Annotated in this window: 13 protein-coding genes and 1 riboswitch; of the genes, 6 read left to right on the plus strand and 7 right to left on the minus strand. The window is 60.5% G+C overall.

The window, feature by feature from the left end; genetic code table 11:
* Positions 1-5: 5 nt before the first annotated feature.
* The 4 genes from FFM81_RS28015 (at position 6) to repC (ending at position 5,115) form a co-directional block, all read left to right on the plus strand.
* Complete coding sequence (locus FFM81_RS28015; protein WP_138385475.1) at positions 6-1,067, plus strand: ABC transporter ATP-binding protein; 1,062 nt, start codon at positions 6-8, stop codon at positions 1,065-1,067.
* Between the two features lie 239 nt (positions 1,068-1,306).
* On the plus strand, positions 1,307-2,515 hold the full coding sequence (gene repA / locus FFM81_RS28020) for a plasmid partitioning protein RepA (protein WP_138385474.1): 1,209 nt from the start codon (positions 1,307-1,309) through the stop codon (positions 2,513-2,515).
* A gap of 69 nt (positions 2,516-2,584) precedes the next feature.
* Positions 2,585-3,553: a plasmid partitioning protein RepB gene (repB, locus tag FFM81_RS28025; RefSeq protein WP_138385473.1), complete on the plus strand. Its 969-nt coding sequence runs from the start codon at positions 2,585-2,587 to the stop codon at positions 3,551-3,553.
* Positions 3,554-3,774: 221 nt separating this feature from the next.
* Positions 3,775-5,115 (plus strand): plasmid replication protein RepC, encoded by a 1,341-nt coding sequence (repC, locus tag FFM81_RS28030; protein ID WP_138385472.1) that lies wholly within the window; start codon positions 3,775-3,777, stop codon positions 5,113-5,115.
* Positions 5,116-5,167: 52 nt separating this feature from the next.
* Here the strand turns inward: repC and rbsK are convergent, their stop codons facing one another.
* From rbsK to FFM81_RS28060, 6 genes are all read right to left on the minus strand, one after another.
* On the minus strand, positions 5,168-6,097 hold the full coding sequence (gene rbsK, locus FFM81_RS28035) for a ribokinase (RefSeq protein WP_003571678.1): 930 nt from the start codon (positions 6,095-6,097) through the stop codon (positions 5,168-5,170).
* On the minus strand, positions 6,094-6,555 hold the full coding sequence (locus tag FFM81_RS28040) for an RbsD/FucU family protein (RefSeq protein ID WP_003571679.1): 462 nt from the start codon (positions 6,553-6,555) through the stop codon (positions 6,094-6,096). Before FFM81_RS28040 ends, rbsK begins: the two co-directional genes overlap by 4 nt.
* 41 nt (positions 6,556-6,596) lie before the next feature.
* The gene (locus FFM81_RS28045; protein WP_138385471.1) at positions 6,597-7,625 is read right to left on the minus strand and encodes a LacI family DNA-binding transcriptional regulator; all 1,029 of its coding nucleotides are present in this window, start codon (positions 7,623-7,625) and stop codon (positions 6,597-6,599) included.
* 16 nt (positions 7,626-7,641) lie between these two features.
* The gene (locus tag FFM81_RS28050) at positions 7,642-8,553 is read right to left on the minus strand and encodes a carbohydrate ABC transporter permease (protein WP_003571683.1); all 912 of its coding nucleotides are present in this window, start codon (positions 8,551-8,553) and stop codon (positions 7,642-7,644) included.
* Positions 8,553-9,671, minus strand: coding sequence for a carbohydrate ABC transporter permease (locus FFM81_RS28055; RefSeq protein WP_138385470.1), 1,119 nt, complete (start codon positions 9,669-9,671; stop codon positions 8,553-8,555). The genes FFM81_RS28050 and FFM81_RS28055 overlap by 1 nt, the downstream gene beginning before the upstream one ends.
* A 72-nt stretch (positions 9,672-9,743) precedes the next feature.
* Positions 9,744-11,384 carry an extracellular solute-binding protein gene (locus FFM81_RS28060; RefSeq protein WP_003571688.1) on the minus strand — a complete coding sequence of 547 codons (1,641 nt, stop codon included), beginning with the start codon at positions 11,382-11,384 and terminating at the stop codon, positions 9,744-9,746.
* 91 nt (positions 11,385-11,475) lie between these two features.
* On the opposite strand from FFM81_RS28060, the gene FFM81_RS28065 reads away from it, so the two are divergent.
* Positions 11,476-11,727: a hypothetical protein gene (locus FFM81_RS28065; protein WP_157214815.1), complete on the plus strand. Its 252-nt coding sequence runs from the start codon at positions 11,476-11,478 to the stop codon at positions 11,725-11,727.
* Positions 11,720-12,787 (plus strand): ABC transporter ATP-binding protein, encoded by a 1,068-nt coding sequence (locus FFM81_RS28070; protein WP_138385469.1) that lies wholly within the window; start codon positions 11,720-11,722, stop codon positions 12,785-12,787. Before FFM81_RS28065 ends, FFM81_RS28070 begins: the two co-directional genes overlap by 8 nt.
* A 163-nt stretch (positions 12,788-12,950) precedes the next feature.
* Here the strand turns inward: FFM81_RS28070 and FFM81_RS28075 are convergent, their stop codons facing one another.
* Positions 12,951-13,397, minus strand: coding sequence for a GNAT family N-acetyltransferase (locus FFM81_RS28075; protein ID WP_003571692.1), 447 nt, complete (start codon positions 13,395-13,397; stop codon positions 12,951-12,953).
* Between the two features lie 135 nt (positions 13,398-13,532).
* Positions 13,533-13,663, plus strand: a riboswitch (TPP riboswitch).
* Positions 13,664-13,681 lie beyond the last annotated feature (18 nt).

Consider the following 13,681-nt stretch of genomic DNA (forward strand, 5'->3'; position numbering starts at 1 on the left):
GTTTCATGGCCCATGTTTCGGTCAGCAATGCGCGCAAGGACTACGGCGCGTTCAAAGCCATCAAAGGCGTGTCGGTCGATATCGGCGACGGCGAATTCGTCGTACTGGTCGGCCCCTCAGGCTGCGGGAAGTCCACCTTACTCCGGATGATCGCCGGCCTGGAGGGCATCACCTCGGGGAAGATCCAGATCGGCAAGCATATCGTCAACGAGCTTGCGCCCAAGGATCGCGACATCGCCATGGTGTTCCAGAACTATGCGCTCTATCCGCATATGACGGTCGCCAAGAATATGGGCTTTTCCCTGCGGCTGAAACGCATGCCGAGGACGGAAATCGATCAGCGGGTCGGTAATGCTGCCAAGATCCTCGGCCTCGAGACCCTTCTGGAAAGATATCCGAAGCAATTGTCGGGCGGCCAGAGGCAGCGCGTCGCCATGGGTCGGGCGATCGTGCGCGACCCGGCCGTCTTCCTGTTTGACGAACCCTTGTCGAACCTCGATGCCAAGCTCCGGGTGCAGATGCGCTCGGAGATCAAGGAGCTGCATCAACGGCTGCAGACGACGACCATCTATGTGACCCATGACCAGATCGAAGCCATGACCATGGCCGACAAGATCGTCGTCATGAAGGATGGCCTGATCGAACAGTCAGGCTCGCCGCTGGAACTCTACGATCGGCCGAACAACCTGTTCGTTGCCGGCTTCATCGGCTCGCCGGCGATGAACTTCATCCGGGGCAACATGACCGAAGGCGGGTTCAAAACCGTCGACGGCCTGCTGTTGCCGAGTGAGCGCCGCCCGAGCAATGCCGTGACCTACGGCATTCGTCCCGAACATATAAGCCTCGATCCCGGTGGCATCGCGGTGACGACCGTCGTGGTGGAGCCGACCGGTTCGGAAACGCTCGTCATTGTCCGGCTGGGCACACAGACGCTTACCTGCGTCTTCCGGGAGCGGATCAGGGCCGCCCCCGGCGAGGTGCTGAAGATTGCGCCGATCCACGATACCGTCCACCTGTTCGGCGCCGACGAGCAGCGGATAACATCAGGCGAAACGCCTCTGAGCTAAGGCGGCCGATTGCCCCTCCCCTTCGGCCGGATGGCGGCCGGGGGCGCGTCTTCCGCGCCTCCGGCCCCGAAAGCCCCAGTCTTTTGCGAAAATCATCTAGATCCAGCCAAGTGTTTGAACGAGGACCGAAAAGGTTAATATGCGTTAACCTTAAAATTCTTGGCCGACATCGGAGAATCGCGGATAACGGTTAGAAGGGGATTTGATCCCGAAAATCGTTATCTGAAAGATTGCTGCCGATGAACGCTAATTTGGCCGCCTTGAACAAGGCGCCGTTGCATTTCGAGGATCAGATCCTCGAACAGGGCGACGTGATTTCAAAAAAGCTCCATCTGCTCAGCGTGCAGCGCTTTCCGCCCAACGCGAAGAAGACGCTGCGCAATTTCTCCCTGGCGGAGGTTGCCAACTATGTCGGCGCCTCGCAAAGCACGCTGAAGAAACTGCACCTCGAGGGGAAAGGCCCCTGCCCGCTGACATCTCCTTCCGGGCGCCGTTCCTACACCGCCGAGCAGATGCTGGAATTGAGGCGACATCTGGATACGCACGGCCGCTCCGAGAGCCGCATGTACGTTCCCCATCGCCGCGGCCACGAGAAACTGCAGGTCCTGGCCGTCGTCAATTTCAAGGGCGGCTCGGGAAAGACGACGACGGCTGCCCATCTTGCCCAGCATCTTGCGCTGACCGGCCATCGCGTTCTGGCCGTCGATCTCGATCCGCAGGCATCGCTATCCTCCCTGCACGGCTTCCAGCCGGAATTCGACCAGGCCTCGTCACTTTATGAAGCGATCCGCTACGACGGCGAGAAGAAGCCGCTCTCCGAGATCATCCACAAGACGAACTTTCCCGGCCTCGATATCGTGCCGGCCAATCTCGACCTGCAGGAGTACGAATATGATACGCCGCTTGCCATGGCCGACAAATCGACCAATGACGGCAAGACCTTCTTTACCCGCATCTCGCGGGCGCTCGCCGAGGTCGACGATCGCTACGATGTCGTCGTCATCGATTGCCCGCCGCAGCTCGGTTACCTCACGCTGACGGCGCTGACGGCAGCGACGAGCGTGCTGATCACCATCCATCCGCAGATGCTTGACGTCATGTCGATGGGTCAGTTCCTGCTCATGCTCGGCGGCATTCTGAAACCGATCCGCGCGGCCGGCGCCGAAGTGAACCTCTCCTGGTATCGCTATCTCGTCACCCGCTACGAGCCGACCGATGTGCCGCAGGCGCAGATGGTCGGCTTCATGTCGACGATGTTCCACGAGTTCATGCTCAAGAACCAGATGGTCAAATCGACGGCGATTTCGGATGCCGGGATTACCAAGCAAACGCTTTATGAGGTCGAACGCGCCTCGCTTAATCGGGGAACCTATGACCGGGCGCTGGTGGCGATGGACGCCGTCAACGCAGAGATCGCAGAGCTTATTCATCAGGCATGGGGGCGGTGAATTTGTCGGCTGACAAATTCGCCTTTTCCTTAAACCAAATCAATGGAATGACCGACATCCGAGGAAGCGATGGCACGAAAGAATCTCCTTGAAGGGCTGGCGGATATGCCTGACGAGAATGCAGGCGCGCCGAACTATCCGATGCGCGGAGCAGGCCGCTCGCTCGTCCGTTCGCTGGATGAGCTCGCCAAGCAGGCCGAGAAATTCCTGGAGGGCGAGGCGGTGGTCGACCTCGATCCCGATGTCGTCGAGGCTTCTTTCGTCAAGGACCGGCTGACGGAGGATGACGATGAATTCCGTGCCTTGGTCGAAGCGATCCGCGCGCGCGGGCAGGATACGCCCATTCTGGTGCGCCCTCACGCCAGGATCGATGGACACTATCAGGTCGTCTTCGGTCACCGGCGGCTGCGCGCGGCCCGCGAACTCGGCCGCAATGTCAGAGCCGTCGTCAAGGCAATCGACGACCGCACCCATGTCATCGCCCAGGGCCAGGAGAATTCGGCCCGGGCCGACCTCACCTTCATCGAGCGGGCGCTCTTCGCCAGGCGGCTGGAAGAACTCGGCTACGACAGGGATGTCATCTCGACCGCCCTTGCCGCCAATGCGGCGTCGATCTCGAAGATGATTTCGGTCATGAATCGGATTTCGCCGGAGATCGTTCAGGCGATCGGCCCCGCACCCGGCATCGGCCGCGAACGCTGGGTGGCGCTTTCGCTGCTCGCCGGCAAGGCGTCCAACGCGGCAGATATCGCCAAGGTCATGGAAGAGGGCAACTTTCCCCGCCTGCCTTCCGACAAGCGTTTCGACGTGCTCTACACGGCACTGAACAAAAGCGCCCGGCCGGTGAAAAAGACGCAGGCCGCGGCGGGGAAGATCAAATGGCAGCCGCAGGACAAGGCTGTCCAGGCGGAAATGAAGAATGACGGCAAGGCGTTCTCGCTCTCGATGAAGGCGAGGAATGCCGGCCGCTTCGGGGAATTTCTCTCCAGCAGGCTGGATGGGCTCTATGAGCAATTCCTCGCCGAGGAGAGCAAATAAGGAGACTGAAACCGCAAAAGAAAAAGGCCCCCAAACGACCTGAGTCGTGGAAGCCCTTCTCCTATCCTTAAGCAAGACAGAGAATCGCATTTTCACGAATCCCAGTCAAGAGTCTTACCGCGCCGCGCGTCTTTTCAGACGCGCAAAAGACGCTGTGACACTTGTCATCCTCGCATCGTTTCGGTGACCGGATTTCTTTTGCCTGATGAAAGGTGAAGGAAATGGAGAGTGAATTTGTAACGACGCCCTTTGGGCGGCGGCCGATGTCGCTTGCCATGCTGCTGAGACAGCGGCGAGGCGAGGCGATGGAGGCTGGGACGAGGCGCAACAAGTGGAAGCTGTTCCGGACGGTCTGCGAGGCCCGGGCGGAACTCGACGTGACCGACAGAGCGCTGATGGTGCTCGATGCGCTGCTGAGTTTTTATCCCGAGGATGAACTCTCCAGCGAAAGGGGGCTGGTGGTCTTTCCCTCGAACGTGCAGCTTTGCCTCAGGGCGCGCGGCATGGCCGCCGCGACGCTGCGCCGGCACCTGGCGGTCCTCGTCGAGGCCGGCCTCATCTCCCGCAAGGACAGCCCGAACGGCAAGCGCTATGTCCGCCGAGGCAGGGAAGGCGAGATCGGCGAGGCCTATGGCTTCAGCCTGGCGCCGCTGCTTGCCCGTGCTACCGAGATCGAAGCGATCGCCGCACGCATCGCCGACGACCGGCAATTGTTGCGGGGGATGAAGGAGCGGCTGACCATCTGCCGGCGTGACATCGCCAAGCTCATCTGCGCAGCCGTTGAGGAGACGATCCCCGGCGACTGGGCCCGTCTCTCTTCGACATTTCACGCGCTGCTGCAGTCCATTCCGAGAGCGGCAACCCTCGAAAGCCTGTCACCGATTCTCGAAGAACTTGAGACGATCCGCCTCGGCGTCATCAACACCTTGGAATCGCAAGAGAAACATCGGATAGCGAGCACCAATGAATCCCAGATTGAGCGCCACATACAGAATTCTAATCCCGAATCCACATCTGAATCTGAACCGGGCTTGGAAACGGTGCAGGAGGCGAACCGGGATCTTGAGCCGAGTTCAAGGTTGGATAGGCGGGAACCCGGAGTGGCCGGGAACGGATCGCGGACCACTGCCCGGACAAATGCCGGGGAATTGAAATCCTTCCCGCTCGGCATGGTCGTCCAAGCCTGTCCTGACATCGTCCACTACGGGCCAGGCGGCAGGATCGCCAGTTGGCGGGATCTGATGACGGCGGCGGCCGTCGTTCACTCGATGCTGGGCGCCAGCGCCTCGGCCTACGAGGAGGCGGCCTGCGTGATGGGACCGCAGAACGCCGCCGTCGTCATGGCCTGTATTTTGCAAAAGGGAGGGTGCATAAACTCCGCCGGCGGTTATCTCAGGGATCTCACGCGACGCGCCAAACGCGGCGAATTCGCGCTCGGCCCAATGTTGATGGCGCTGTTACGCACAAAGGACCGCTTTGAAGTAGGGCTGGAAGAGGATTGCCGGAAGGTCAACTTCGGGACAGAGCCTGGAGCGCCTGCTCGGCAAAACGGGGTGAGGTGAGCGCGAGTCTTCCGATCAAGCCGCGTCGCGATAGCTTCGCGTGTGATATTCATCACGAGCGGCGCAATAAGGCGCTGATTTCGGCGCGCGAAGGCATGGCGGGGGCCGTGCCCGGCCGTGTTACCGCGATCGCAGCGGTCGCAGAGCCGAAACGGATGGCCTCGATCGGTGTTTGTCCTTCCGAAATCGCCGTGGCGAAGCCGCCAAGAAAGGCGTCCCCTGCCCCGGTTGTGTCAATGACATTCCCGGCTGAGAATGCGGGGACGAATTCGCTCTGCCCGGCGCTGTGATAAAATGCGCCGCGAGCGCCGAGCGTGATGATCACCGCTTGCGCTCCTCGATCCAGCAGAGTGCGGCCCGCCGCACGGACCTGTTCATCCGTTGTGATCGGATGACCCACCAATTCGGCGGCTTCCACCTCATTGGGGACGATGAAATCGCACAAACGATAGATCTCGTCCGGAATGGCGCGCGCCGGCGCGGGGTTGAAGATTGTCGTGACCCCTGCCCTTTTTGCCATCGCCAGCCCGTGCAAGGCCGCCTCGAGCGGCTGTTCGAGCTGGGTCATGAAAATGGCAGCGCTTTCGATCTCCGCCCGGTTCGCATCGACGTCTTCGATACCGATAAGGCCGGCGGCACCCGGGACGACGATGATCGCATTGTCGCCGCTCACCTCGTCGACGAAGATGAAGGCGGCGCCGCTGGAAACACCGTCCATCTTCATCACATTGGCTTTGACGCCCGCTTGCGAATAGGCCGCAAGCGCCATCTCGCCGAAGGGATCGTTGCCGACCCTTGAAATGAAGGTCACCTTGCCGCCGGCCATGGCTGCGGCGATCGCCTGGTTGGAGCCCTTGCCTCCGGGCCCGAGCGAGAAGCCCGATCCCATCAACGTTTCGGCGATATGGGGCAGGCGTTTTGCCTTATAGGCGGTGTCGGCGGCAAAAATGCCGAGAATGACGATACCGCTTTTCTCGCTCATCGGACCGCCTCTTCCGCCGGAATGACGCCCTTGGTCAGAAGGAAACACCCATAGAAGCGCAGTTCCCCGGTTGCGATGACGCAATAAGCCTTTTTGGCGATGTCGTAGAAGGCCATCCGTTCGACCGGATACATCGGCGCCGGCTTGCCTTCGGCGCGGTCGACGATCGCCTGGACTTCCTGTTGAATCGGCGGAATTTCACCCGGCTTGCCGATCACTTCCATGCGGCCCACAGAAGGCTGGATCGGTGTGTCGAGCGGCAGGACCGAAAGGATCGCATCGATCGCCTGCGGCGCGGGAATGTTTTCCATCGTCAGCAGCGTCCCCAGGCGAGTCTGCCGGGCGATCGAATCCGACGGAAAATTCATGTCGGAAATGACGAGATAATCGCCATGCCCCATATTGCAAAGTGCTTGAAGAATGTCGCCGTTGAGTTCGGCCCGGATTCCCTTGAGCATTGATCTTCCATCCTTTTCTCATAGCCGGCGCGCCGGCCTCTTCAATTCGTGTGGCTGGCGGTATCTGTCTTTAATTGCGGGCACGGGCCGCTCGACCCGCGCACGATCAGCGACCCATCGACCATTTCGTCTTCCACGCCCGGCGGTTCCGCCAGCAGAAGGCCGATCGCGCGCCGCGCCAGCATGTCGGCCGGCTGACGTATGGTCGTCAGCCTGGGAACGACGAGATTGGCGAGCGAAATATCATCGAAACCGGTGACCGACAGTTTTCGCGGCACGTCGATCTTGAGATCGCGCGCAGCGCGCAGCGCGCCGATCGCCTGCTGATCGCTGGCAGCCGCAATCGCCGTCGGCCGATCCTGCGGCGGGTGCGAAAGCAGGTCTCGGGCAATTCTTTCGCCGGACTCGTAGTCGAACCTGCCATAGGCAATTTCCAGTTCAACGCGTTCGCCGGTCTTGCCGAACTCCTCCATGCGGCCGACAAAACCCTCCTTGCGCATGCGTCCCGCCTCGGTATCGGCAGGCCCAGCGATATAGGCGATGCGGCGATGCCCCAGCCCATAGAGGTGATCCGCAATCAGCGCGGCCGCCTGGGCATGGTTGGTCGACACCAGGGGAAAGGTGCCGAAGCGCCGGTCCAGCGATATGATCGGGACCGATGCCGGCAGATGGAGGCCTGAAGCGTCGCTCGAAGCCACCACGATGATGCCGCGCACCGACCGGTGGAGAAAGGCTGAAACATGGCTCTGCTCCGCCTCGCGATCGTCATGTGAGCTTGCCAGCATGAGGCTATGCGCACGTTCGAGCGCCGCACGCTCGACGCTTGCCGCAAGCTGCGCAAAGAATGGATTGGTGATGTCGGGCACGATGAGGCCGATGACGTCGGTTCTGCTGGTGCGCAAGGCTCTGGCGGTGACGTTCGGCCGGTAACCGAGCGAAGAAATGGCGTCGTTGACCTTTTCGCGCAGCATGGGTTTGACGGCGGCTTCGCCCGACAGCACACGCGAAACGGTGCCCACAGAGACGCCTGCATATTCGGCGACATCCTTGATTGTCGGCATCTTCGACATTTTCGACATCCCGCAGCTATTTTACGGCGCCCGCGGTCATTCCGGCGATGATGTGCTTTTCCAGCACGACGCCGACGACAACAAGCGGGAGGATACCGGCGGTGGAAAGGGCCGCCATCGACCACCAGTTGATGCCCTGGCTGCCTGTCTGGCTGGCAATCATCACAGGCAGCGTGTTGGTATTGGTTGAGGTCAGCAGCGCGGCGAAGAAATATTCGTTCCAGCACAGGATCAGCGCCAGCAGGAACGCGGCCACCATGCCCGGCAGAACGAGCGGCACGATGATGCGGCCAAACGCGCCCCAGATCGACAGGCCGTCGACGAGTGCGGCCTCCTCGAGTTCGACCGGGATGGTGGCGAACTGGTCGCGCATGATCCAGACGACGATCGGCAGGACCATCAGCGTATAGACGGCGATCATGCCCGCATAAGTGTCGAGCAGCGCCAGCTCCTTGTAGAGAACCAGGAACGGCAGGGCGAGGACGACGGGCGGCATGATGAGCTGCGACAGGAAGAAAAAGGAGATGTCGGAATTGCGCATATGGCCGAACTTGTAGGAAAAGCGGCTGAGGCCATAGGCCGCCAGCGACCCGAGCACGACCGCAAGGGCAGATGCCGTGACGGAGATGATGACGCTGTTCCAGAGCCGGCGCATGAACTCGTCACGCACCGTCGATACCTGGGAAATCGTATCGGGAGAGAGCCCGAGCGAGCGCCAGCCGAGCCAGCTGGGCGTAAAGTTAAACCAGGGAATCAGGTTGCCGCGCATGACATCCGCGGCTGTTTTGAACGAGGTCGAAACCGTCCAGAACAGCGGGAAGATGCAGACACATGCCCAGGTGACGAGCAGGCCGTAGACGGCCAGACGCATGCCCCACCAGCGAATGCGCTGAGCCCGCCCGTATTTTTCGAAATCGATGCGAACCATCAGAGCCTTCCTGTCAGCCGCTTCACGATACGGTCCGAGATCTTCATCAGCATTGTCATCCCGAAGACGATGATCACCAGATAGACGAGCGCGAGCAAGGTACCGTATCCGACATTCGAACGGTCGCGATATTCACGATAGATGAAACTGGTGACGGAGTCTGTCGCCCCGCCGGGACCTCCCGATGTCACCGTGATGATGATGTCGGCGAGCTTGAGCTTGAAGATTACCCGGATCATCACCGCCGTCACCGAAACCGGCAGCATGAGCGGGAAAGTGACCTTCCAGAAGCGCTGCCATCTGGTGGCGCCATCGACTTCAGCCGCCTCCAGCACCTCCCTGGACAGGCCCTGCAATCCGGCGACCAGCATGATCATCATGAAGGGAATGAAAGTCCAGGCATCCATGATCATGATCGAAAGTTTCGCCGTCAGCGGATCGCCGAAGAAGGAGGGATTTTCCCAGCCGAGCCAGCGGGCGAAGCGCGCGACCGGGCCGAAACGGGTCTCCAGCATCGACTTGCCGACCATCCAGCTCACTGCGACCGGCGACAGCATCAAGGGGACGAGGAAGGTTACCCGCCAGAATTTTCGGGCAATAATCTCCTGGTTGAGGAGTAGCGCCAGGCCGAAGGCAATCGCATATTCGATTGCGATGGCCAGGCAATAAAGGACCATGTTCAGCAGCGCATTGGCGTAGAACGGATCGGCGATCATCCGGCGCACATTGTCGAGCCCGTTGAAGCGCCGCCCGGTCGACGAGGCGAGGTTCCAATCGGAAAAGCCGATCCACAGCGCAAAGAGCAGCGGGAACACCACCATCGACACGACGAAAAGCGCGGCGGGCAGAATAAAAAGCGCCTTCTTGCCTGCCTCGCCGTGGATGACGACGCGCGTGACGCAAAGAACGGCGGCCCAGAGAAAATAGGCATAAAGCACCGGCCGCCAGTTCGCGAAGCCCCAACCGGTCCAGCCTAGCTCATGGGCACCCTGCAGTGCGAAGGACGTTATGAACCATATGGCGCTCAGCCACAGGGCCGCGCGGCCCCAGAAACGACGGCTCGCGGAAATGGAGCCGGCTTCGACCGTGTGAAGCAGGTCGCCTTCAACTGTCGACATGATTTTCCTCGCCCGGACAGAATGAGCGCCGGCGAACCGCTTCCGGTCCGCCGGCCTATTGGTGTCGAACGGTCAGAGCCCGAGGCTCGACCGATAGAGTTTCAGCTGGCTGTCGCGGCCGATCTGGTCGGTGATCTTTTCCCAGGCGGCCGCAATCGCATCCGCGGTCTCCTGCGCCGACTTGTATTGCCCGGCAAAACCCTTTGCCAATTCGTCTTCGGCGACGGAGTAATATTGGAAGATACCGGGAATGCGCGGTTCGATGGCGGCGTTCGGGTGGTTGTAGCTGTCCGCATTCGAACCCAGATAGTCCTCGATATAGGCGCGGTCGTAACCTGCCTTTTCCCATTCGTCGTAGTTGAAGTTGGACTGGCGGTAGGGCTGGAACCCGGAGGGATAGGCCGACGTCCACAGCGACAGATCCTTGCCGCCGAGATGGGCGGCGGCGGACCAGGCCGCCTTGCGCTTCTTCTCGTCGCCGGAGACCTGCTTGGTGACATAGATGCCCCAGCCGAGATAGGCCATGTTGGGCGCTTCGTTATACTTGTCTTCCCATTGCCCGGTCTTGCGGTTGTAGACCCGGTTCGAGCCGCGGTTGATACCGAAGCCCACCACATCGCCAACGACCGAGGTGTCCGAGGTGCGCGCGCCGGAGCCGACGTCGCCCCACCACATCAGCATTGCGCCGGTGCCTGCCAGGAACTGCGAGAAGGCCGTGGTGCCGGGATCGGCATTGATCTGATCGGCCGGATAGGCCTTTGCCGCGATCAGATCCAAGACGTCCTGGATCGCCTGGACCCATGCAGGGTTATTGACCAGCGGCTTCATGTTTTCAGGATCGAACAGCCAGGCCGGGTCGCCAGGATATTTGGCATAGGCCGTCGCGCGGTTCTCGATGAAATAGAAGCCGAAACCACCCCAGCCCTTGAGCGGGTCGAGATAGCCGTAGGCCGGCTGACTGGTCAGCGGATCGGTCTTGCCGATCAGCGCCTTGGAGGCGGCGTTGACCTCCTGCCAGGTCTTCGGCGGCTCGGCCATGCCGCTGATCGAGCCTTCGCCGAAATAATCCTTGCGATAGGCGAAGGTGTGGCAGTCGCCGTCGATCGTCACGCGATAGGTCTTGCCGTCCCAGGTGCCGACCGGTGGCTTCAGGTAGCTCACCAGGTCGTCGGCCTCGATCTGCTTTGCAACCCAGTCGGGCATCTCATCCAGAAGCCCTCGCCCGGCCGTATCGCCTTCGAAGGGTGCGCCCATTTCCAGAATGTCGAAATCGACCGTGCCGGTCGCGATCGACTGCTGAAGGCGGGCGTTGTAGTCCGCCTGTGCAAGGTCGATCCAGTTGATCTTGGCGCCGGTATAGGCTTCCCACGGCTTCAGGAAGCCGCGGAACAGGAAGTTGTGCAGGTTCTGATTGTTGAGCCCCATGAAGGTCAGCTCGACACCGGCGAATTCGCCCTGCTTGACGTTGGCCTTGGTTGGGCCGAGGCAGAGCTCGCCGACCTTCTGCCAGTCTGCATCCGTTGGGGAGCCCTTGCCGACGCCGGGAATCTGCAGGATCTGGGCGCGCAGATCATCGGCAGCGAACGCCATGCCGGGAAGTCCGCCCATCGCGCCCGATAGACCAAGCAGTGCCGCGACGCTTGCCGTTCCGCGCAGGACATCGCGGCGGCTTGCCTGACTGCGCATCAATGCATCGTATATTTCAACTTTCATGCTTTCCTCCTCCACGTTTGTGCGCTGCCGCCAGCCGGTCTTTCCGGATTGGCTCCGGTCCGATTTTGGGACTGGTCTCGCGCAGAACTATTTGGTAACAAGAAATGAAACGTTTCATATTCTTGTTGAAAACCGCTCCTCTCGGCCTCGGCAGCGAGAATTAGACGGCAAGCGGGAAATGTCAATAACAAATGAAACGTTTCATGGAGGAGGTCTGACGGTATTTCAGGCAGGGGCCGAGGGCGATTTCGCCGAGCCTGATGCCTTGGAATATTGTCGAGAAAACATTGCTCTTGGGACTGCCCAGGGGTGGCAGGAAGGCGATTGGGAGGCACATGGCTGAAGTCAATGTTTCAGGGGCGCGGAAGGCATATGGCGCCGTAAATATTCTGCATGGCGTCGATATCGACATTCGCGACGGCGAATTTGTGGTGCTGGTCGGCCCATCCGGTTGCGGCAAATCGACGTTGTTGCGCATGGTCGCGGGGCTCGAAAGCATCACCGGCGGCACCATCTCGATCGGCGGAAAGATCGTCAACAATCTGCCGCCGAAGGATCGCGACATCGCGATGGTCTTTCAAAGTTATGCGCTTTATCCACACAAGACCGTTGCCGAAAACATGGTCTTTGCGCTCCGTCTGCAGAAGCAGCCGGCCGATATCATCAAGCAGCGGCTGCAGGCGGCGGCCGAAACGCTTGACCTCGTACCCTATCTCGACCGCTATCCGCGCCAGCTTTCGGGTGGGCAGCGCCAGCGCGTGGCAATGGGACGAGCGATCGTCAGATCGCCGCAAGTCTTCCTGTTCGACGAACCCTTGTCGAACCTCGACGCCAAGCTGCGCGTGCAGATGCGCAAGGAGATCAAGGAACTGCACCAGCGGCTGAGAACCACGACGATCTATGTCACCCATGACCAAGTCGAAGCGATGACCATGGCCGACAAGATCGTCGTGATGCAGGGCGGCAAGGTCGAACAGATCGGCACTCCCCTCGAACTCTACGATCGTCCCCGCAATACATTCGTGGCAGCCTTTATCGGCTCGCCGTCGATGAATCTGCTGAAAGGCCGCTACAAGGCCGACGGTGCGATCTTTGTCACCGAGACCGGCGACGAGATTGCGCTCGGTTTCACCCCGCAGGCGACCGACGGACAGGCCGTGCTGCTCGGCGTGCGGCCCGAACACCTGTCGCTCAGCCAAAGCGGCCTCGACACGACCGTGAACGTCACCGAACCCACCGGCCATGAGACGATGGTCTTCCTGCGCTACGGGTCCGGCGAGCTTGTCGCGGTGCTTTCCGACCGTCACGATTTTGTGCCGGGGCAGGTCGCGACGATTACTGCCCGACCAGGAAAGCTTCATCTATTCGATGGGGAATCGGGTAAGACGTTGCGGCCGGATTGACCGCCCAAAAAACCACTGAGACCCCAATCGCCGCCGGGTGGAAATTCAGGGCGAGGTCAGGTCAATTTTCAGCTCTAAAACCAATTGTTCAAAGTGGAATAGCGGGTGACGGGCCTTGCATTCTTCCGCTCCCCCTCATGACAGGCCAATACAGCCCTAACCGCTACGCGCTCGATTTGGAGTAGAGGCCAAGATTGCCGCCGACGGCGAATCCGCAGCGCTGATAAAATTTCGACAAGGCACCGTCTCGCTGCGAGACCAACCAGACGCTGTTGCATCCTTCGGCCTTTGCTGCTTCAAAAACGGCCGACAGGAGCGCGGTCCCTATTCCCCTACCCTGCGCTTCAGGCAGCACCGAAAGCTCATCAAGATAAATGACCGGACCCGCATGGCGCCGCTGTCGTATACCCAATGCAATCCCCAGCACCTTGCCTCCGTCGATGGCCGCAAGGGCGATGGATCTGGGCGTTTCAAGCACGGTTTTGACATTTTCAACCGCCGCTTCAAGCGACCAATTCTCGTTCCATGGCGGTCCCGAATAGGCACCGACCAGTACAGCGGCGGCGCCATTGAGATGTTCTAGCGCAAGACGTTCAATCCGAAACGACATAAATCCACCTGACGTTGAGTGAAACGACATTTGCCGCAGTTCGACCGGTAACGCAACAGGCCCCGAGACGGAGGTTATAATCGGAACGCGAAGTTGTAAGCTTGACACAATCAGCGACCGCGCTTTACGGTTGTCGGCATTCACCAGGGGGGTCCCGCAAGGGGCTGAGATACTGCTGGACAATACGGCTTTGCCTGTTGTGGCGCAGTGACCCGTTGAACCTGATCCAGTTCATACTGGCGTAGGGACGGTGCAAGCGCTCGAAGGCGTCGGATTCACGCGTG

The organism is Rhizobium hidalgonense (assembly GCF_005862185.2).
Classification (GTDB): Bacteria; Pseudomonadota; Alphaproteobacteria; order Rhizobiales; family Rhizobiaceae; genus Rhizobium; species Rhizobium hidalgonense.